This window comes from Kineococcus xinjiangensis, assembly GCF_002934625.1.
Classification (GTDB): domain Bacteria; phylum Actinomycetota; class Actinomycetes; order Actinomycetales; family Kineococcaceae; genus Kineococcus_A; species Kineococcus_A xinjiangensis.
On the sequence record NZ_PTJD01000003.1, the window covers coordinates 127,505 to 147,367 of the forward strand.

The following is a 19,863-nucleotide window of genomic DNA, read 5'->3' on the forward strand; positions in this document are numbered from 1 at the left end:
CGGCCGCATCCCGGGGTGGGGACGTCCCGCGGCGCGACACGGGCGTGTCGCGCGCGGGACGTCCCCGCCCCGGCAGCGGTGTGTCAGGGGATCGAGGGGTCCTGGCAGCCGGTGGGGTCGGTGTAGCGGTCGGCCTCCAGGGCCACGGCGTCGCTGACGGCGTTGGCGCCGCCCACGACGACGACGGTGCAGGGCTGCAGGCGCTGCAGCTCCTCCGCCACCACGGCGGGCAGGCGGTCGCGTCCGGTCAGCAGCAGCGGTCCCGCCCCGCCGGTGGAGGCTCCGACGGCGAGGGCGTCCGCGAAGCCCTCGCCGGTGGCCAGGTAGACGACGCCGACGTCGGCGGGGTCCCACGTGCGGGAGACCTCCACGGCGGTCGCGTAGCGGTCGGCGCCCGAGACCCGGACGGTGTTCTGGCCGACGTCGCGCACCTCCGCGGGACGCGCGACGGAGCTGTCGGCGGCGGGCGCGGTGAAGGCGGCCAGCGCCCGCGCGGCGCGCTCGTCGAGGTCCTTGCCGGTGCCGGCGGCCACGGCGGCCCCGGTCGTGCCGAGCACCGCCAGGGCGACGGGGGCGGCGATCAGGGCGGTGCGCTTGCGCATGGTGGGTTCTCCTGCATCGGGTGGGCGCGTGGCGACGTGGCCGCGCAGTGGCCGTGCTCACGCCCGGGGGCGTCAGCACGGGGCCCCGTGGACCGGGCTCTGCCACCGAGTCTCGGGATCGCGGCCCCCGGCCGTGACGGACCGGGAGGGCCCTCAGCCGGATGATGCAGCGGCCTCACCCGTCCGGGCCGCGGCCGTCGCGGACCGTGGAGCTCGTGCGATGGGGAGGGCGCTGCGCGCCGATACCCTGGCCCCGTGACGCAGGACGCCGCCGGCGCGGCCGAACCGACCTCCTTCCAGCCCCCTCCCGGTAGCGGCGCAGACCCGGACGACAGCGGCGTCCCTGCCGCCGAGCCGATCGCTGCGGGTGCGGCAGCCACCGTGACCGAGCCCGCCGAGACCCCCGAGCAGGCCGCCGAGCGCGCCCACCGGCCCGTCCTGGTCGTGGACTACGGGGCGCAGTACGCGCAGCTCATCGCCCGCCGCGTGCGGGAGGCGGACGTCTTCTCCGAGATCGTCCCGTCCTCCATGCCGGTGGAGCAGCTGCTCGCGAAGGACCCCGCGGCGGTGATCCTCTCCGGCGGCCCGGCCAGCGTGTACGCCGAGGGCGCCCCGCAGGTGGACCCCGCCCTCTTCGAGGCGGGCGTGCCCGTCCTCGGCATCTGCTACGGCTTCCAGGCGATGGCGAAGGCGCTGGGCGGCGAGGTCGCCCGCACCGGCCTGCGCGAGTACGGCGGCACGGGCGCCCGGGTCACCGACCCCGAGCAGTCCACCCTGCTGCAGGGCCAGCCGGTCGAGCAGTCGGTGTGGATGTCCCACGGCGACGCCGTCACCCGCGCCCCGGAGGGCTTCCGGGTGGTGGCCGACTCCCAGGGCGCACCGGTCGCGGCGTTCGAGGACGACGACCGCCGCCTCTACGGCGTGCAGTGGCACCCGGAGGTGAAGCACTCCACGTTCGGGCAGGAGGTGCTGCGCAACTTCCTGCACAAGGGCGCGCGCATCACCCCCGACTGGACGACCGGCAACGTCATCGAGGAGCAGGTCGCCCGCATCCGGCAGCAGGTCGGCGACGGCCGCGTCATCTGCGGCCTGTCCGGCGGGGTGGACTCCGCGGTGGCCGCGGCCCTGGTGCAGCGCGCCGTCGGCGACCAGCTCACCTGCGTCTTCGTCGACCACGGCCTGCTGCGCGCGGGCGAGGCGGAGCAGGTCGAGGAGGACTTCGTCGCCGCCACCGGCGTGAAGCTGCACGTCGTCGACGCGAAGGACCGCTTCCTCGGCGCCCTGGCGGGGGTGAGCGACCCCGAGACCAAGCGCAAGATCATCGGCCGGGAGTTCATCCGCGTCTTCGAGCAGGCCGCCCGCGACGTCATCGCCGAGGCCGGCGAGCAGGGCGGCGAGGTCCGCTTCCTCGTGCAGGGCACCCTCTACCCCGACGTGGTGGAGTCCGGCGGTGGCGAGGGCGCGGCCACCATCAAGAGCCACCACAACGTCGGAGGGCTGCCCGACGACCTCGCGTTCGAGCTGGTGGAGCCGCTGCGCACCCTCTTCAAGGACGAGGTCCGCGCGGTCGGCCTCGAACTCGGGCTGCCGGAGGAGATCGTCTGGCGGCAGCCGTTCCCGGGCCCCGGCCTCGGCATCCGCATCGTGGGGGAGGTCACCGCGGAGCGGCTGGAGACCCTGCGCGCCGCCGACGCCGTCGCCCGCGCGGAGCTGACCTCCGCCGGGCTGGACCGCGAGATCTGGCAGTGCCCGGTGGTGCTGCTGGCGGACGTGCGCTCCGTCGGGGTGCAGGGCGACGGCCGCACCTACGGCCACCCGGTGGTGCTGCGGCCGGTGAGCTCCGAGGACGCCATGACGGCGGACTGGACGCGGCTGCCCTACGAGGTGCTGGCACGGATCTCCACGCGCATCACCAACGAGGTCGCGGAGGTCAACCGGGTCGTCCTCGACGTCACGAGCAAGCCGCCGGGCACCATCGAGTGGGAGTGAGCGGCCCGTTGCGCTGACCCGGGGCGTCGCGCCCGCTCGGCGCGGCGCGACGTCCCGGGCGCCGCGGTCCGTCCCGGTGCGCTACAGGGCGCCCTTGGCGGGGTCGCCCGCAGGCACCGGGTCGGCGACCAGGACCTCGGCCGGGCCGACCAGGTCGTCGCCGAGGAGGCCGGCGAGGCGCTCCAGCGGCTCCCCGGCGGCGTGGGCGGCCAGCGCCTCCCGCGACGTCCACTTCTCCACCACGTGCAGCGTCTCCGCGCCCGGCTCGCCGGCGACGTGCAGGGCGTAGAGCAGGCAGCCCTCCTCCCGGTGCACGTCGCCGATGATCTGCTCGAACGCGGCCCGCACGGCGGCGGCGCGACCGGGCCGGGGCGTGATGGTGGCCAGGACGGTGATGGGCACGGTTCCTCCAGGGGGACGGTCTCGGGTGTCGGCACCGATGGTCGCGCCCACGTCCCGGGCCACCGGCCCCGGGGTCGGCGGGCGGTGGCCCGGCCTGCGGTGTGGACCGGGCCACCTGCGTGCGAGCGCGGGCGCCGCGGCGCCGTAGCCTGGTGGAGTGCCCCCCTCCGTCGCCCGCGTGCTGCTGACGCGGCGGTGGTTGCTGTGGACGGCCCTGCTGCTGGTCGTGGTGGCCGCCTGCGTGGCCCTGGGCGTGTGGCAGTGGCAGCGCGGCAACGTCGTGGTGAGCGCCCCCGCGGCCACCCGGCCGGTGGCGCCCCTGGCCGACGTCGTCGGCGGCGGGGATCCGCTCACCGCCGACGAGGTGGGCCGGCGCGTGCAGGTGCGGGGGGAGTGGGACCCGGCCGCGGAGCTGCTGCTGCCGGGCCGGTCGCTGGACGGCGCCGAGGGTGCCTGGGTGCTGGGCCTGGCCCGCCTCCCCGGCGGGACGGGCGTGCCGGTGGTGCGCGGCTGGTTGCCGGCCGGTGCGCAGGCCGAGCCGGCCTCCGGGGCCGTCGACCTGGTGGGCGTCGTCCAGCCGCCGGAGGCGCAGGACCACGCCGCGGGCAGCGGCCCGCTGCCGCCCGGGCAGGCGTGGGTGGTCAGCCCCGCCCTGCTGGTGAACCAGGTGGACTACCCGGTGGTGCCCGCCTACGTCGTCGCCTCCACCGCGGCGGGAGGGCTGCGGGCGGTGCCGCCACCGGACCCGGGCAGCGCCACGCGCCGGCTGGACTGGCGCAACCTCGGCTACGCGGCGCAGTGGTGGGTGTTCGCGGTGTTCGCGGTCGCGGCGTGGCGCCGCGGCCTGCTCGAGGAGCTGCGGCCCCCCGACCCGGGAGAGGGCCACCACGACCCGCACGACCCGCACGAGCAGGGGCACGACCCGCACGACCCCGAGGACCGCAGCGACGAGCTGCTGGAGGAGCGCACCCGATGAGCAGTGAGAACGGCACCCGAGACGCCGGCCCCGCGCGGCAGGCGGCTCCGCAGCCCCCGGTGACCCCCCTGGGGGAGCCGCGCAAGGTGGCGGCGGCGCTGCTGCGCTACCGGGTGATGGCGTGGGTGACGGGCATCGGCCTGCTCTTCGTCGTCGCCGGGATGGTCCAGGAGTACGCCCTCCACGCCGGGGACGCGATCACGAGGGTGATGGGTCCGGTGCACGGCGCCTTCTACATCCTCCTGCTCATCACCACGTTCGACCTGGGCACGCGGGTGCGCTGGAACGTCAAGCGGATGCTGCTCACCGCGCTGGCCGGCACCGTGCCGTTCCTGTCGTTCTACGCGGAGCGCGAGAACACCCGGTCCGTCGCCCGCCGGCTCGACGCGCTGCGGTGAGCTCCCCGGAACCCGGCACGGTGCGGCTGCAGCGCGTCGTCGTCCACGCGGTCCTGCGCTCCGGCCCCCGTCTCCTCGTCGTGCCCGAGGGCCCCGGCGGCGCCCTCGCGCTCCCGGCGGCGGTCCTCGGCCACGGGGAGTCCCCGGGGCAGGGGCTGCGCCGGGCGCTGTCCGCGGCCGGGGTGGGGGCGGTGCGCACGGGACAGCCGGTGGAGGCCCGCAGCGTCGTGGCGGCGCACCCGGGCCCGGACGGGGAGGAGGTGGACGTGCACACCGTCCACCTCGTCCACTCCGTGCAGCTCCTCCACGGCGGGCACCTGGGCGCGACCGCGCGGGGGGCCGAGGACGGCCGCTGGGTGCAGGCGGCGAGGCTGCCCGGGCTCCCCGTCGCGCCCGACGCGACCTTCCCCGTCACGGCGGCGCAGCTGCCCGCGCCGGTGCCCGCCGGCGACGGGGAGGTGGCGGTGCGCAGGCAGCGGCTGGCGGCGTACGCGGTGGTGGTGGACGACGGCCGGCTGCTGCTGACGCGGCTGTCGGAGCGCACGCCGTCCCCGGGGCGGTGGACGCTGCCCGGTGGGGGCGTCGACCACGGCGAGCACCCGTGCGTCGCGGCGGTGCGGGAGGTCCACGAGGAGACCGGCAACCACGTCGAGGTCGACGAGCTCGTCGAGGTGGGCTCCGAGCACTTCACGGGGCGCTCCCCGGCCGGTGTCCTGGAGGACTTCCACGCCCTGCGGGTGATCGTGACGGCGACCGCGCCGGACGCCGTGGAGCCGGTCGTCCTCGACGTCGGCGGCAGCACGGACCTGGCCCGGTGGGTGCCGCTGGGGGAGGCGCCGGCGCTGGGGCTCGTCGGGGTGGCGGCCCGGGGCCTGCAGATCGCCCGCCGGTCGGCGGCGCTGGCGGAGGAGCGCACCGCGGGAGCCTGACCGCTCGGCCCGCCCGCCCGCTCGGCCCGCCCGCTCGGCCCGCTCGCTCGGCCCGCTCGCTCGGCCGCGCCCGCTCAGCCCGCTGCGGGCCCGGCCGCGGGGAAGGCGACCACGGCGCCCCGCACGCCCACGGCGACGGTGGCGCCGACGTCCGGCAGGGGATGGCCGGGGGTGCGCGCGGTGACCGACACCCCGCCGGGCAGCGCGAGGCGCAGCAGCGCGTCGTGGCCGTAGAACTCCCGGTGCGTCACGACCGCCGGCACCGACGCCGGGTCGGCGGGGGAGACCTCGATCTGCTCCGGGCGCACGACCACGTCGACGGGTCCCTCCACGCCGGAGCCGGTGGGGTGCCGGCCCAGCGCGGAGGTCACCACGCCGGAGCGGGCGCTGCCGGGCAGGACGACCGACTCGCCGACGAAGGTGGCCACGCCCAGGTCGGTCGGCTGCGCGTACACCGTCCACGGGTCCCCGGCCTGCACGACCCGACCGCCGCGCACGACGGCGACCACGTCGGCGGTGGACAGCGCCTCCTGCTGGTCGTGGGTGACGAGCACGGCGGAGGCCCCCGCGGCGTGCAGGGAGGCGCGGACGTCGGCCCGCACCTGGGCACGCAGCCCGGCGTCGAGGGCGCTGAACGGCTCGTCCAGCAGCACCAGCGACGGCTCCGGAGCCAGGGCCCGGGCCAGGGCGACGCGCTGCTGCTGCCCGCCGGAGAGCTCGTGCGGCATGCGGGCGCCGAGACCAGCCAGGCCCACGAGCTCCAGCAGCTCCGCGGGCCGGTGCCCGGCGCGCTCGGCGCGGGGCAGGCCGAACGCGACGTTGTCGTGCACGGACAGGTGCGGGAACAGGGCGCCCTCCTGGGGGACGACGCCCACCCGGCGCCGCTCCGCGGGCACGGGACGCCCTTCGCCCTCCACGAGGCGCCCGCCGACCTCGACGGTGCCGGCCTCGGCGTGCTCGAACCCGGCGACGACGCGCAGCAGGGTGGTCTTGCCGCAGCCGGAGGGGCCGAGGAGGGCGACGAGGCTGCCCGTGGCCACGTCGAGGTCGAGGCCGGTGAGCACGGGGGCGTCGAACGACTTCACGACGCCGCGCACCCGCAGCGCGAGCTCGGCGCCGTGCCCGGGGTCGGGCTGCGGGTGGGGCCGTCGGCTGGTGGTGGTGGCCGACCCGGTTCCCGTCCGCCCGCTCACCGGGGGCCCCCGCCGGCGACGCGCGGACGCACTCCGAGCAGGTAGGTGGGCACGGCGGACAGCAGCACGAGCACCGCAGCGTAGGGCGCCGCCGCCGAGTACGCCGCCACGCCCGTCTCCGTCCACAGCTGGGTGGCCAGCGTCGTCGACCCCAGCGGCTGCAGCAGCAGCGTCGCGGGCAGCTCCTTCATGCAGGTCAGGAACACCAGGGCAGCGCCGGCGCCGATGCCGGGGGCGGCCAGGGGCAGGGTGACCCGGCGCAGCACCTCGGCGGTGCGGGCACCGGCGCTGCGCGCGGCGTCCTCCAGCGCCGGGGGGAACTGCGCCGCGGCGGAGTGCACGGCGCCGACGGCCAGCGGGAGGAACAGCACCACGTAGGCCAGCACCAGCGCGGGCGTGCGCTGGTACAGCGGGTAGGCGTAGCGCACGGTCAGGAAGACGACGGAGAAGGCCACCACGATGCCCGGCAGGGCGTGGCCGAGGTAGGAGATGCGCTCCAGCACCCGCGGCAGCCGGTCGCCGCGGCGGGCCGCGAGCAGCCCCACGGGGACGGCGAGCAGCGTGGTGACGAGCGCGCCGAGGGCCGCGTAGCCGAGCGACGTGCCGGCCGCGGCGGCGAGGTCCGCCAGGGGCAGGCCGCGGGAGGCGCCCACCACCGTCCAGTGCACGAGCGCGGCGGCGGGCACCCCGAGGGAGAGCACGGCCACGGCGGCCGCGCCGAGCAGCGCCACCGGGGCCAGGCGGCCCAGCGCGACGGGGCGGGCGGGGCGCTGCCCGCCGCCGCCGACGCGGGAGTACGACGCCCTGCCCTGGCTGCGCCACTCCAGCAGCACGAGGACGAGGGTGACGGCCACCAGCAGGAGGCTGAGGACGGCGGCCGGGGTGCGGTCGAACGACGCCTGGTACGAGGTGTAGATCACCAGGGTGAAGGTGTCGAAGCGCAGGATGGAGACCGCGCCGAAGTCGCTGAGGCAGTACAGGGACACCAGCAGCCCGCCCGCGGTGAGCGCGGGCCGCAGCTGCGGCAGCGTCACCCGCCGGAACACCTGCCACGGCGTCAGGCCGAGGGAGCGCGCGACCTCCTCGGCGGCGGGGTCGGTGCGGCGCAGGGCGGCGGAGACCGGCAGCAGCACGTAGGGGTAGGAGCAGGCGGTGAGGACGAGGAACGCCCCGGGCGCTCCCGCGAGCTGCGGCGCGAAGGAGATCCACGCGAACCCCGCCACGTAGGTGGGGATCGCGAGGGGCAGGGCGGCGGCGACGGCCCAGGCGTGGCGGTGCCGCAGGTCCGAGCGCACGGTGAGCCAGGCCAGGGCCACGCCGACGGCCAGGCAGGCCGCGGTGACGGCGGCGGCGAGGGCGAGGCTGCGCAGCAGCAGGCGGGCGGTGCGCTCGCGCAGCAGGACGTCGGCGACGGCGGCGGGCCCGTCCTCGCCGGCCCGGACCACGAGGTAGGCCAGGGGCAGCAGCGCCACCGCGGCGGTCAGGACGGCCGGGCCCAGCAGGAGCAGCGGCGGGCGGGGGCGGCCGCCGCGGGCGCGCCGCGGGCCCGGCGGGCGCGGGGCCTGCCGGGCCGGGGCGGGCGCGTGGGTGCCGGGCACGGTCAGGTCAGGCCCACCTCGTCGAGGAGCGCCAGCGTCTCCTGCAGCGAGGACAGCTCCGAGAGGTCGATGTCGGGGCCCTGCAGCTCCTCCAGGGGCGGCATGTCCTCCAGGTCCGCCTCCACGCCGGAGGCCAGCGGGTACTCCTTCGTCTCCTCGGCGAAGTACGTCTGGGCCTCGGGGCCGAGCAGGTACTCGACGAAGGCGCGGGCGTCCCCGGACTCGTTGCCCTTCAGCACGGCGACGCCGGCGACGTTGACGAGGGAGCCGGGGTCGTCCCCGGGGAAGACGTGGTTGCGGGCGGTGAGCTTCTCGAGGCCGCCTGCCTCCGCGGCCTTCTCCAGCAGGTAGTAGTGGTTGACCAGCCCGACGGCGACCTCGCCCTTGTCGACGGCGTCGAGGACCAGCAGGTTGTTGTTGTACGTCTTGGGCTCGTTGGCCTTCAGGCCCTCGAGGAACTCCCGCGTCCGCTCCTCGCCGGCGCTGACGCGCATCGCGGTGACGAACGAGTGGAAGCTGGCGTTGGTGGGCGCGACGCCGATCTTCCCCTTGAAGCGCGGGTCGGTCAGGTCGAAGACCGTCTGCGGCAGATCGCTCTCGGGGATCTCCCCGGGGTTGTACGCCAGGACGCGGGAACGCCCGGAGACGCCCACCCAGGCGCCCTCGTCGGAGCGGTAGCGCTCGGGGACCTTCGCCAGCAGCTCCTCCTCCAGCGGGGCGAGCAGGCCGGCCTCCTGCACGGCGCCGAGGGCGCCGGCGTCCTGGGAGAGGAAGACCGCGGCGGGGGTGCGCCCGCCCTCCTCCAGCAGCTGCGCGGCCAGCTCGGCGCTGCCGGCGTAGCGGGCGGTCACGTCGACGCCGCTGGCCTGCTCGAACTTCTCCAGCAGCGGGCCGATGAGCTTCTCGTTGCGGCCGCTGTAGACGATGAGCTCGCCGTCCTCGCTGGCCTCGGCGATGCGCTCGTCGACGGTCTGCTCACCGCACGCGGCGGTGGTGAGCAGGCCCGCGGTGAGCAGCGCGGCGAGCAGGCGGCGGGGCAGGGACGTCACGTGGAGGCTCCGGTCGGGGAGGGTGAGGTGGACGGGTGCCCGGTCGGAGCAGCGGACGGCCCGAGCGGGAACGCAGATGAGCCTAACCTCATACCATCGCTGCTGTGTCCAGCACCGAGGCGCTCCCGGCCGTCCACGCCGCCCCCAGGGTCGTGCCCTTCGTCCGGGACCTCGCCGCCCACGGGGGCCGCTGCGCCCTGGTGACCTCGGGCCCCGGCCGCCGGGAGGTGTCCTACGCGGAGCTGGCGGCGCGGGTGGCCGCGCTGGCCGGGCGGCTGGGCGTCACCCGCCGGCTGGTGCTGGTGGAGGGGGCCAACGACCTCGACGCCGTCACCGCCTACCTGGGGGCGTTGGCCGGCGGGCACGTCGTGCTGCTCGTGCCGCCCGGCGGTGCGGGTCCGCTGCTGGACGCCTACGACCCCGACGTCGTCCTCGCCCGCCCCGACGGCTCCCGCGACGGCCCGCTCGACCTGCGGGAGCGGCGGGCGGGCAGCGCGCACGAGCTGCACCCGGAGCTGGCGCTGCTGCTGAGCACGTCCGGCTCGACGGGCAGCCCGAAGCTGGTGCGCCTGTCGCAGGAGAACGTGCAGTCCAACGCGGAGTCGATCGCCTCCTACCTCGGCATCCGGCCGTCCGACCGGGCCGTGACGACGCTGCCGGTGCACTACTGCTACGGGCTGTCGGTGCTGCACTCGCACCTGCTGCGGGGGGCCTCGGTGGTGCTGACGGGGCTGTCGGTGGTGGACCGCTGCTTCTGGGACCTGGTGCGCTCGGAGGGCTGCACGAGCTTCGCGGGGGTGCCGTACACGTTCGACCTGCTGGAGCGGGTGGGCTTCGAGCGGATGGCGCTGCCGTCGCTGCGCTACGTCACGCAGGCCGGGGGCCGCCTGGACCCGGAGCGGGTGCGCCGCTTCGCGGAGCTGGGCCGGCGCAGCGGCTGGGACCTGTTCGTCATGTACGGGCAGACGGAGGCGACGGCCCGGATGGCGTACCTGCCGCCGGACCGGGCGCTGGAGCACCCCGGCGCGATCGGGGTGGCGGTGCCGGGCGGGTCGTTCGCCCTGGAGCCGGTGCCGGAGCTGGACGGTTCCCTGGGTCCGGGTGTGGGGGAGATCGTCTACTCCGGGCCGAACGTGATGCTGGGCTACGCGCAGTCCCCGGCGGACCTGGCGCTGGGGCGCGCGGTGGAGGTCCTGCGCACCGGTGACCTGGGCCGTCGCTGCCCGGACGGCCTCTACGAGGTGGTGGGCCGCCGCAGCCGCTTCGTGAAGGTGTTCGGACTGCGCATCGACCTGCAGCAGGCGGAGCGGGTGCTGGCCGAGCACGGCCTGCGCGCGGCGTGCGTGGGCGCCGACGAGGAGCTGGTGGTGGCGGTGGCCGGGGAGGCGGGTGCGGCGCTGCGGCTGGCGGTGCGGGAGCTGGGCCTGCCGCCGCACGCGGTGCGCGTGTGCCGGCTGGAGGAGCTGCCGCGGCTGTCGTCGGGGAAGCTGGACTACGCCCGGATCCGGGAGCTGGCGCGCGGGCCCGGGCAGGCGCCCGCGGGGGACGGCGCCGGCGCGGGGTCGGTGCGGGCGCTGTACGCCGAGCTGCTGGACCGTCCGGACGTCGGTGACGGCGACACCTTCGTGGGCCTGGGCGGGGACTCGCTGTCCTACGTGGAGGTGTCCGTCCGGCTCGAGGAGCTGCTGGGCGTCCTGCCCCCGGCGTGGCACACGACGCCGGTGGGGGAGCTGCAGCGGGCGGCGGCGGGGTCGCAGCGGCCGGTGGGGCGGCGCCGGTTCGGCCGCAGCCTGGAGACGGGTGTGGTGCTGCGGGCGGTGGCGATCGTGCTGATCGTGGGCACGCACGCGAAGCTGTTCACGCTGCTGGGCAGCGCCCACGTGCTCTTCGCCCTGGCCGGCTACAACTTCGCGCGCTTCCAGCTGGCCTCGCCGGACCGGCGGGAGCGGCTGCGCGGGCAGCTGGTGAGCGTGGCGCGGGTGGTGGTGCCGAGCGTGGTGTGGATCGCGGCGGCGGCGCTGGTGACCGGCACGTACGGCCTGCTCAACGTGGTGCTGCTCAACGCGGTGCTGGGCCCGGAGAGCTGGACGAGGCAGTGGCACTTCTGGTTCGTCGAGGTCCTGGTGTACGTGCTGCTGGGGCTGGTGGCGCTGCTGGCGGTGCCGGCGGTGCACCGGCTGGAGCGGCGCCGGCCGTTCGCGCTGCCGTGCGCGGTGCTCGCCGTGGGGTTGCTGGGCCGTTACGGCGTGCTGGACCTGGGGGTGCCGAACCCGAAGCCGGTGCTGTGGCTGTTCGCGCTGGGGTGGATGGCGGCGCGGGCGTCGGACGTGCGGCGGCGGGCGCTGGTGTCGGCGGCGGTGGTGGCGACGGTGCCGGGGTTCTTCGGTGACCCGTGGCGCGACGCGCTGATCGCGGCGGGGGTGGTGCTGCTGACGTGGGTGCCGGTGCTGCGCTGCCCGGCGCGGCTGAGCCGTCTGCTGGGGGTGCTGGCCAGCAGCTCGCTGTACGTGTACCTGACGCACTGGCAGGTCTACCCGCACCTGGTGGGGGTGTCGCCGGTGCTGGCGGTGGTCGCGTCGCTGGCGGTGGGGGTGGCGTACTGGGCGCTGGCGTCGGCGCTGATGCGGCGGCTGCCGCGGCGCGCGGGGCGGGCGGGTGCGCGGCTGCCGCGGCCGCGGGCCGCCGTGGAGGGGGCCCGCGACCGGCTGCGGTCGGGGGTGTAGGGGGCCGGGGGTGTGACGGGCCGGGGCCCGTCAGTCGCCGGGCTCGGCGTGCGGCAACCCGTCGGTGGTCTCCTGCTCGTGCCCGCCGAGGGTGGGGTCGGCGGCCCCGTCGCCGGTGTCGGGCACGACGTCCTGCGAGGGTCCCTCGCCCTCCTCCGGCTCGCGGGCGGCCTCGGCCTGGTCCGCGCTGCCGTGCACCTGCTCCTGCACCTGGGCGCTCACCCGCTCCTCGAGCTCGTCGACCACGTCGGGGAGGCTGGCGCCGGGCGGCGGCGGGGCCTCGCGGGGGACGGGTCCGTCGTCGAGCGGGTCGCTGCTCATCGTGCGTCCTCTCCGTCGGGGTGCGGCTCAGGCCGACCCTAGCCGCGCGCCGCGCATCGGTCCCGCCGGAACGGGTAGGGCTGGCTGGGCGGACGGGCCGCCCGAGCGAGCACGAGGAGCCCTGGTGGCCGAACACCCCATCGTCGCCACGAACGCACCGGAGGAGCACGAGCCGGAGGTCGAGGAGGCCTTCGACCGCCTCGTCAGCGAGGGCAAGGACCGCCTGGGCAGGCCCCTGCTGCCGCTGGTGAGCACCGGGCTGCTGGGGGGCATCGACATCGGCACCGGCATCCTGGCGATGCTGCTGGTGCTGCACGCCACGGGCAGTCACCTGCTCGCCGGGCTGGCCTTCTCCATCGGGTTCGTGGCGCTGCTGCTGGCCCGCAGCGAGCTGTTCACGGAGAACTTCCTGGTGCCGGTGACCGCGGTGGTCGCGCGGGAGGGGACCCTCAGGTCCCTGGCCCGGCTGTGGGGGATGACCCTGCTGCTGAACCTCGTCGGCGGCTGGATCGTCATGTGGCTGCTGGTGACGTCCTTCCCGTCCCTGCACGAGACCGTGCTGGAGGCGGGGACGCACTTCGGGACGATGCCCATCGGCCTGCGCTCGTTCTGCCTGGCCGTCCTGGCGGGGGTCGTCATCACGCTGATGACACGCATGCAGCACGGCACGGAGAGCACCGGGGTGCGGATCGTGCCGGCCATCCTCTTCGGCGCGCTGCTCGCGGGCGGGCAGCTCTTCCACTCGGTGCTGGACTCGTTGCTGATGTTCGGCGCCCTGATCGTGGGGGCCCCGTTCGGCTACCTGGACTGGCTGGCCCGGCTCGGCTGGGCGGCCCTGGGCAACCTCGCCGGTGGGCTGCTGCTGGTGACGGCGGTGCGCCTGCTGCGGGTGACGCACCGCATCGAGGAGGCGCACCGCGAGAAGGGCTGAGCGGTCCCGGCGCGCTCCTGCGCGGGTGCGCGCGCCGGGACCTCCCCGTCCCGGCGCGTGCCCCGCGGGATCACTTGCCGCAGGCGACGCCCACGCAGGTCGGCTTCAGCCGGGCGTCCTGGGCGCGGTTGCCGCCGCCGTCGGTCACGCGGGTCGCGTAGATGCCGTGGCCGGCGCTGGAGCGCACCCGGTTGCCGCGCAGGACGATGCCGCTGAGGTCCACGTCGTGGTCGGGGGACGTGCGCACGGCGATCCCGTCGGTGGAGGGGCCGTAGTAGGGGTCGGCCACGTCGCGGAAGCCGCTGCGGAAGACGTCGTTGCCCTCGATGAGGACGTCCTCGACCGCCTGGAGGTGGGAGGCGTCGATGCCGGCCGAGCGGCTGTTGCGGATGCGGTTGTCCCGCACCACGATGCCGTCCAGCACGACACCGTCGAGGGAGACGCCGTGCACGGCTGCGTTGACGTGGTTCCCCTGGACCAGCACGTCGTCGTTGTAGCTGCCGACCTCGATGCCGGGGCCGCCGGTGACGCGGTTGCCGGTGATGCGGATGTCGCGGCTCTCGTCGAAGCGGATCCTGCCGTCGGTGACGGTGTTGTCGCGCACGACGACGCCGATGGCGCTCCCGCCGGCCCCGCCGAGCCGGTTGCCCTCGATCACCGCGGCGCCGTGCTGCTCCAGGCCCACCCGGCCCGTGACCTCGGAGCGCTGGACCAGCAGGTCCGCGCCCTGGTAGCTCGAGATCGAGCCCTGCACGGTCAGGCCGCGCACGGTGAGGCGCTCGGCGAAGATCCCCTGCACGCCGGTGTCGTAGCCCTCGATCCGCCCGTTGCGGAGCGTGACGCCGGTCGTCGCGGTGCTCTCGTCGTTCCAGTACCCCACCTGGACGCCGTAGGTGCCCTGGGGCGACTCCTCGCCGGTGAGGCGGATCGTGTGCCCGTTGAGGTCGACGGTCGTGCCGGGCTTCGTCACGACCAGGCCGGTCCCGGGGCAGGTCAGGTCCTGCGTGAGCACCACCCGTCCGCTCACCTCGGCGCCGCACGCGATCTGCGTGCCCGCCGATGCGGGCGCCGCCGTCAGCAGCGCGAGCGGAAGTGCGGCGGCCGCCGTGACGATCCTGACCAGACTGCCCATCGTTCATCCCCCGTGGTTCGGTCTCCCCCAGGTCGGCGACACCGCCGCCGACATGTGAATGCTGGCACGGCTGGCGACCGAGCGCCCTCCTTTTAGTGACATTCCGTCACTATCCGTGTGCATTTCACCCGGACGGCCGAGCGCCGGTGGCTGCGCACCGTCACCGGGCGCCTTCGTCCGGCGACCGGGGTGGTGCGGCGCCCGGTCCTGCCGGGTTCGAGGCGCGGCGGTCCCAGCGCGCCGGGCTCAGCGCGGGGCGGCCTCCGCGGGGGCGGTGCTCTCCTGCTCCGGGGCGCGCCGTTCCAGCGCGGCCCCCTCGACGTCCAGCACGGGCAGCCAGTGCAGCCAGCGCGGCAGCCACCACGCGGAGCGCCCGAGCAGGGACAGCGCCGCGGGTACCGCGACCATCCGCACGACCAGGGCGTCGGCGAGGATCCCCACGGCCAGGGCGAAGGCGATCGGCTTCACCGTGGCGTCGCCCTCGGGAACGAAGCCCGCGAAGACGGCGAACATGATCACGGCGGCGGCGACCACGACCGGGGCCGCCTGGTGGAAGCCGGTCACCACCGCCTGCCGCGGCCCGGCGCCGTGGGAGTGGGCCTCGTGCATCCGGGAGACGAGGAAGACCTGGTAGTCCATCGCCAGGCCGAAGAGGATGCCCACCACGATGATCGGCGCCATGCTCAGCAGCGGCCCCGTGACGTCCGAGTTCACCAGCTGCTGCAGCCAGCCCCACTGGAACACCGCGGTCGTCGCGCCGAGCGCCGCGCCGATGGTGAGCAGGAAGCCGAGGACCGCGGTGAGGGGCACCAGGATCGAGCGGAAGACGAGCACGAGCAGCAGCAGCGCCAGCCCGACCACCAGCACGAGGTAGCGCGGCAGGGCCTCGCGCAGCTGCTGGGAGACGTCCACGCTGACCGCCGTCTGGCCCGTGACGTAGCTGCGCAGCCCGTTCCCCTCCACCTCGTCGAGGCGCTCGCGCAGGGTGTGCACGAGCTCGGTGGTGGCCGGGTCGGTGGGGGCGGTCTCCGGGATGACGGTGACGAGCCCGGCGCTGGGGGCACCTCCCGCTCGCGGGGGACCGTCGGGGGCCGGCTGGGGCAGGGCGAAGGCGACCCCCTCGAGCCCGCCGAGGGTGCCCGCGACCTCGGCGACGCGGGTGCCGGCGCCCTCGCCGTCGAGGAGGACGAGGAGGGGGCCGTTGACGCCGGGGCCGAAGCGCTCGCTGGTCAGGTCGTAGGCGGTGCGCTGGGTGGTGCCGGGGGAGGCGGTGCTGTCGTCGGGCAGGCTCGTCTGCATGTCCGCCACGGGCAGCGCCACCACGCCGAGCACGACCACGGCCGCGAGCAGGCTGAGCCAGCGGTGGGTGGTGACGGTGCGTCCCCAGGCGTCGAGGAAGCGGTGCGGGCGCTCCCCGGGGCGCTCGCCGGCCTCGACGGCGGCCCGCAGCCGCTTCGGCATCACGCGCCGCCCGAGCAGCGACAGCGCCGCGGGCACCAGGGTGATCGCGACGAGGACGGCGATGACGACGGTCGCGGCGGCCGCGAAGCCCATCTGGGTGAGGAAGGGGATGCGGGCGACGACGAGCCCGACGAGGGCGATGACGACGGTGGTGCCGGCGGTGACCACCGCGGAGCCCGCGGTGCCGGTCGCCAGCGCCACCGCCTCGGGGACGCTGCGCCCGGCGAGCAGCTCCTGCCGGTAGCGGGAGCCGATGAAGAGGGCGTAGTCGATGCCGACGGCGAGGCCGAGCATGAGCGCGAGGGTCGGTGTCGTCGACTGCAGCTCGACGAAGCGGGTGAGGGCCAAGGTGCCGGCCGCGCCGATGCCGACGCCGACGACGGCGGTGAGCAGGTTCATCCCGGCGGCGACGAGCGTGCCGTAGGTGAGGGTGAGGACGAGGAGCGCCACGACGACGCCGACGACCTCGCCGACGCCGCCGACGCCGCTCACCTCCTGGGTGGCGTCGCCGCCGACCGCGACGGTGAGCGGCCCGCCGTCGGCGCGCTCCACGGCGTCGAAGAGCGCCTCGCGGGCGTCGTCGGTGACCTGGGGCTGGATCACCTCGTAGTTGACGGCGACGTAGGCGGCGCGCTGGTCGGGGGAGACGCCGGGGGCGGCGGGGTCGAAGGGGTTGCTGACCCCGGACACCTGCGGCAGGCCGGCGAGCTCCTGGGCGGCCTGCACCACCTGGCCGGCGTTGGCGGGATCGGTGATGCGCTCGCCCTCGGGGGCGTCGAAGACCACGCGGGCGCTCGCGCCGTCCGCGCCCGTGGCGGGGAAGCGCTCGTCGAGCAGCTCCAGGGCGTCGGTGGACTCCTGGCCGGGGATCTCGAACGTGGAGACGAACGGCGCCCGCAGGGTGGCCGCGGCGACGGCGGCGGCCACGAGCAGCAGGATCCACGTGAGGACGACGAGGACGCGGTGGGAGTGCGCCGCGCGGCCGAGGCGGTGCAGGAAGGTGGCCATGGGGGTCCTCTCGGGACTCAGTGCTGGTCGGTCTGCGAGCTGGGGGGCGGTGCGTGGCCGAGCGCCGCGAGCGCGGTGGCGGCGATGAGGGGCCGCAGCCGGTCGGGGGGCTCCTCCAGCGGCGCCATGGCCGTGACCGCGAGGGCCCCGAGGGCGCCGAGGACGGACAGGCGCCGCGGGAGGGGGGCGTCGGGGGCGACGGCGAACGCGGCGAAGAGGCGCTCGGGGACGTCGGCCATCCGGCGGCCGGCGGTGGTGCCGGCGAGGGTCGTGGACAGGCCCATGAAGAGGGACACGAAGCCGGGGCGCCCGACGGCGAGCTCGACGAGGCGGCCGACGACCGCGGCGTCCCGCTCGGCTCCGGCGGGCATGCCCTCCACGGCGGCGAGGACCTCGTCCACGGTCGAGGAGCAGCTCTCGGCGACGGCGTCGAGGAGGGCCTCCTTGGACGGGAAGCGGTGCAGCAGGCCGGTCTTGGAGTAGCCGACGGCGTCGGCGATGCGCTGCAGGGAGGTCTGCTCGTAGCCGTGCTGGGCGATCAGGGCGGCGGCGGCCTCGACGATCTCGGCGTCGATCTGCTGGCTGCTCAGGCGGGGCACCGGACCAGAGTAGACCACTTCAGACCGAAGTGGTCGGGTGCGCAGGGTGACCCCTCCCGACGCTACGTCGGGTGGCCGGTGCTGTCGTGCCGCGCGCCTAGGCTGGGCCCACGATGAGCACCCTCTTCGACGACCTCCCCTTCGGCCGGCCCGCCGGCGGCTCCGGTGCCGCCGCGGGGGACGGCGCCCCCTCGCTGCGCCGCGGCCGGGCCCTGCCGTCGCCGGAGGCCCTGCTGGACGGCCTCAACCCCCAGCAGCGGGAGGCGGTCGTCCACACCGGCTCCCCGCTGCTCATCGTGGCCGGGGCCGGCTCGGGCAAGACCCGGGTGCTCACCCACCGCATCGCCCACCTGATCAGCCAGCGCGGCGTCCACCCCGGGCAGGTCTTGGCGATCACCTTCACCAACAAGGCCGCCGCCGAGATGCGCGAGCGCGTCGCGGCGCTCGTCGGCGACGTCGTCGGCCACGGCCAGGGCGGCATGTGGGTCTCGACGTTCCACTCCGCCTGCGTGCGGATCCTGCGCCGGGAGGCGAAGACCGTCGGCCTGCGCTCGTCGTTCTCGATCTACGACGCCGCCGACAGCCAGCGGCTCATGGCGCTGGTCCTGCGCGACCTCGACCTCGATCCCAAGCGCTACCCGCCGCGCTCGTTCTCCGCGATGGTGAGCAACCTCAAGAACGAGCTGGTCGACCCCGAGGAGTTCGCGGCGCGGGCCGGCTCCGACGACGGCAACGCCACCGAGCGCACCCTCGCCGCCGCCTACGCGCTCTACCAGCAGCGGCTGCGCGAGGCCCAGGCCCTCGACTTCGACGACCTGATCATGACGACGGTGCACATGCTGCAGGCGTTCCCCGACGTCGCCGAGCACTACCGCCGCCGCTTCCGCCACGTCCTCGTCGACGAGTACCAGGACACCAACCACGCCCAGTACGTCCTCGTGCGCGAGCTCGTCGGCGGCTCCGTCTCCGAGGCCGCCGCCCGCTCGGCCCGCACCGCCGTCGACGGCACGCTCGTGCGCGAGGGCACGCAGATCGCCGTGCCGCCGGCGGAGCTCACCGTCGTCGGCGACGCGGACCAGTCGATCTACGCCTTCCGCGGCGCCACGATCCGCAACATCAGCGAGTTCGAGCAGGACTACCCCGACGCGCGCACCGTGCTGCTGGAGCAGAACTACCGCTCCACCCAGACGATCCTCACCGCCGCCAACGAGGTCATCAAGCAGAACCCCGACCGGCGCGCGAAGAACCTCTGGACCGCCTCGGGGGAGGGCGAGCGCATCGTCGGCTACGTCGGCGACGACGAGCACGACGAGGCCTCCTTCGTCGCGGAGGAGATCGACCGCCTCCACGACACCGCCGGCGTGCGCTACGGCGACGTCGCGGTCTTCTACCGGACCAACGCGCAGTCCCGCGCCCTGGAGGACCGCTTCATCCGCACCGGCCTGCCCTACAAGGTGGTCGGCGGCACCCGCTTCTACGAGCGGCGGGAGGTGAAGGACGCCCTCGCCTACCTGCGCGCGCTGGCCAACCCCGACGACACGGTGAACCTGCGCCGCATCCTCAACGTGCCCAAGCGCGGCATCGGCGACCGCGCGGAGGACTGCGTGGACAAGCTCGCGCAGCGGGAGCGGATCTCCTTCCCCGCCGCGCTGGAGCGGGCGGAGGAGGCGGCGAACCTCGCCACGCGCTCCCTGACCGCGATCCGCAGGTTCACGGAGATGATGTCCGACCTGCGCACCCTGGTCGACGCGGGCACGCCCCCGGCCCAGGTGCTGGAGGCCGTGCTCGACCAGACCGGCTACCTCGCCGAGCTGCGCGCCAGCCACGACCCGCAGGACGAGTCGCGGGTGGAGAACCTCGGCGAGTTCATCGCCGTCGCGCAGGAGTTCGGCGCGGAGAACCCCGAGGGGACCCTGGCGGACTTCCTGGAGCAGGTGTCGCTGGTCGCGGACTCCGACCAGATCCCCACCCCGGAGGAGGCGGAGCAGGGGGTGGTCACCCTCATGACCCTGCACACCGCCAAGGGCCTGGAGTTCCCGGTGGTGTTCCTCACCGGCATGGAGGACGGCACCTTCCCGCACCTGCGCTCCCTGGCCGACCCGGAGCAGCTCGCCGAGGAGCGCCGCCTCGCCTACGTCGGCCTGACCCGCGCCCGGCAGCGCCTCTACATCACCCGCGCCGCCGTCCGCAGCGCCTGGGGCGCCCCCCAGCAGAACCCGGCCAGCCGCTTCCTGGACGAGGTGCCCGCGGCGCTCGTGGACTGGCGCCGCGCGGAGACCCCGACGGTTCGTTCCACCGCCGCCCCCGCCGTGGCCCGCCTCGGCTCGTCGTCGCGCCCGGCCACCGGCCGTCCGATCGTCAGCCTCTCGCCCGGTGACCGCGTCACCCACGACGCCTTCGGCCTGGGCACCGTCGTCCGCGTCGAGGGCGAGGGCGACAAGACCGTCGCCCACGTCGACTTCCGCTCCGAGGGCACCAAGCGCCTGCTGCTGCGCTACGCGCCCGTCACGAAGCTCTGACGCGACGCCCCGCGGGCGCCCGGACGGTCACCC

At 75.7% G+C, this 19,863-nt stretch carries 16 protein-coding genes; 7 read left to right on the forward strand and 9 right to left on the reverse strand.

Translation table 11 applies throughout. The annotated features are described in order from the left end of the window. Positions 1 to 83 precede the first annotated feature (83 nt). Positions 84 to 602: a cell wall-binding repeat-containing protein gene (locus CLV92_RS05470; protein ID WP_104431793.1), complete on the reverse strand. Its 519-nt coding sequence runs from the start codon at positions 600 to 602 to the stop codon at positions 84 to 86. 381 nt (positions 603 to 983) lie between these two features. On the opposite strand from CLV92_RS05470, the gene guaA reads away from it, so the two are divergent. Continuing rightward, on the forward strand, positions 984 to 2,591 hold the full coding sequence (gene guaA, locus CLV92_RS05475) for a glutamine-hydrolyzing GMP synthase (RefSeq protein ID WP_211290922.1): 1,608 nt from the start codon (positions 984 to 986) through the stop codon (positions 2,589 to 2,591). A gap of 81 nt (positions 2,592 to 2,672) precedes the next feature. On the opposite strand, the gene CLV92_RS05480 is transcribed toward guaA, so the two are convergent. Continuing rightward, positions 2,673 to 2,993: a putative quinol monooxygenase gene (locus tag CLV92_RS05480; protein ID WP_104431794.1), complete on the reverse strand. Its 321-nt coding sequence runs from the start codon at positions 2,991 to 2,993 to the stop codon at positions 2,673 to 2,675. 157 nt (positions 2,994 to 3,150) lie between these two features. Between CLV92_RS05480 and CLV92_RS05485 the strand changes: the two genes are divergently transcribed. From CLV92_RS05485 to CLV92_RS21905, 3 genes are read left to right on the forward strand one after another with little or no spacing between them, the layout of a single operon-like run. After that, positions 3,151 to 3,969 carry an SURF1 family protein gene (locus tag CLV92_RS05485; protein ID WP_104431795.1) on the forward strand — a complete coding sequence of 273 codons (819 nt, stop codon included), beginning with the start codon at positions 3,151 to 3,153 and terminating at the stop codon, positions 3,967 to 3,969. After that, positions 3,966 to 4,367 carry a DUF3817 domain-containing protein gene (locus CLV92_RS05490; protein ID WP_104431796.1) on the forward strand — a complete coding sequence of 134 codons (402 nt, stop codon included), beginning with the start codon at positions 3,966 to 3,968 and terminating at the stop codon, positions 4,365 to 4,367. The genes CLV92_RS05485 and CLV92_RS05490 overlap by 4 nt, the downstream gene beginning before the upstream one ends. Beyond that, complete coding sequence (locus CLV92_RS21905; protein WP_104431797.1) at positions 4,364 to 5,296, forward strand: NUDIX hydrolase; 933 nt, start codon at positions 4,364 to 4,366, stop codon at positions 5,294 to 5,296. Before CLV92_RS05490 ends, CLV92_RS21905 begins: the two co-directional genes overlap by 4 nt. 74 nt (positions 5,297 to 5,370) lie before the next feature. Here CLV92_RS21905 and CLV92_RS05500 read toward each other — a convergent pair whose 3' ends face one another. The 3 genes from CLV92_RS05500 to CLV92_RS05510 form a co-directional block, all read right to left on the reverse strand. Beyond that, positions 5,371 to 6,399: an ATP-binding cassette domain-containing protein gene (locus CLV92_RS05500; protein WP_104431989.1), complete on the reverse strand. Its 1,029-nt coding sequence runs from the start codon at positions 6,397 to 6,399 to the stop codon at positions 5,371 to 5,373. Between the two features lie 86 nt (positions 6,400 to 6,485). After that, complete coding sequence (locus CLV92_RS05505) at positions 6,486 to 8,093, reverse strand: ABC transporter permease (RefSeq protein WP_425433560.1); 1,608 nt, start codon at positions 8,091 to 8,093, stop codon at positions 6,486 to 6,488. Next, on the reverse strand, positions 8,090 to 9,136 hold the full coding sequence (locus tag CLV92_RS05510) for an iron ABC transporter substrate-binding protein (RefSeq protein WP_104431798.1): 1,047 nt from the start codon (positions 9,134 to 9,136) through the stop codon (positions 8,090 to 8,092). Before CLV92_RS05510 ends, CLV92_RS05505 begins: the two co-directional genes overlap by 4 nt. Positions 9,137 to 9,231: 95 nt before the next feature. Between CLV92_RS05510 and CLV92_RS05515 the strand changes: the two genes are divergently transcribed. Continuing rightward, positions 9,232 to 11,859, forward strand: coding sequence for an AMP-binding protein (locus CLV92_RS05515; protein ID WP_425433561.1), 2,628 nt, complete (start codon positions 9,232 to 9,234; stop codon positions 11,857 to 11,859). A 30-nt stretch (positions 11,860 to 11,889) separates the two neighbouring features. On the opposite strand, the gene CLV92_RS05520 is transcribed toward CLV92_RS05515, so the two are convergent. Continuing rightward, a complete protein-coding gene (locus tag CLV92_RS05520) occupies positions 11,890 to 12,180 on the reverse strand; it encodes a hypothetical protein (RefSeq protein ID WP_104431799.1) in 291 nt (96 codons plus the stop codon). Between the two features lie 124 nt (positions 12,181 to 12,304). On the opposite strand from CLV92_RS05520, the gene CLV92_RS05525 reads away from it, so the two are divergent. After that, positions 12,305 to 13,111, forward strand: coding sequence for a formate/nitrite transporter family protein (locus CLV92_RS05525; protein ID WP_245886443.1), 807 nt, complete (start codon positions 12,305 to 12,307; stop codon positions 13,109 to 13,111). 70 nt (positions 13,112 to 13,181) lie between these two features. Here CLV92_RS05525 and CLV92_RS05530 read toward each other — a convergent pair whose 3' ends face one another. From CLV92_RS05530 to CLV92_RS05540, 3 genes are all read right to left on the reverse strand, one after another. Next, complete coding sequence (locus CLV92_RS05530; RefSeq protein WP_104431800.1) at positions 13,182 to 14,243, reverse strand: right-handed parallel beta-helix repeat-containing protein; 1,062 nt, start codon at positions 14,241 to 14,243, stop codon at positions 13,182 to 13,184. Between the two features lie 246 nt (positions 14,244 to 14,489). Next, complete coding sequence (locus tag CLV92_RS05535) at positions 14,490 to 16,712, reverse strand: MMPL family transporter (protein ID WP_104431801.1); 2,223 nt, start codon at positions 16,710 to 16,712, stop codon at positions 14,490 to 14,492. Between the two features lie 17 nt (positions 16,713 to 16,729). After that, positions 16,730 to 17,311 carry a TetR/AcrR family transcriptional regulator gene (locus CLV92_RS05540; protein ID WP_158257136.1) on the reverse strand — a complete coding sequence of 194 codons (582 nt, stop codon included), beginning with the start codon at positions 17,309 to 17,311 and terminating at the stop codon, positions 16,730 to 16,732. Between the two features lie 113 nt (positions 17,312 to 17,424). Here CLV92_RS05540 and pcrA point away from each other — a divergent pair, with 113 nt between their 5' ends. Next, entirely contained in the window at positions 17,425 to 19,830 is a 2,406-nt protein-coding gene (gene pcrA, locus CLV92_RS05545) for a DNA helicase PcrA (protein WP_104431803.1), read from the forward strand. Positions 19,831 to 19,863: the final 33 nt, after the last annotated feature.

Bases quoted from the DNA above. Each gene is read 5' to 3' on its own strand.
- CLV92_RS05490 (WP_104431796.1), top strand. From the start codon at position 3,966: ATGAGCAGTGAGAACGGCACCCGAGACGCCGGCCCCGCGCGGCAGGCG.
- CLV92_RS05520 (WP_104431799.1), bottom strand. From the start codon at position 12,180: ATGAGCAGCGACCCGCTCGACGACGGACCCGTCCCCCGCGAGGCCCCG.
- CLV92_RS05470 (WP_104431793.1), bottom strand. From the start codon at position 602: ATGCGCAAGCGCACCGCCCTGATCGCCGCCCCCGTCGCCCTGGCGGTG.
- pcrA (WP_104431803.1), top strand. From the start codon at position 17,425: ATGAGCACCCTCTTCGACGACCTCCCCTTCGGCCGGCCCGCCGGCGGC.
- CLV92_RS05530 (WP_104431800.1), bottom strand. From the start codon at position 14,243: ATGGGCAGTCTGGTCAGGATCGTCACGGCGGCCGCCGCACTTCCGCTC.
- CLV92_RS05535 (WP_104431801.1), bottom strand. From the start codon at position 16,712: ATGGCCACCTTCCTGCACCGCCTCGGCCGCGCGGCGCACTCCCACCGC.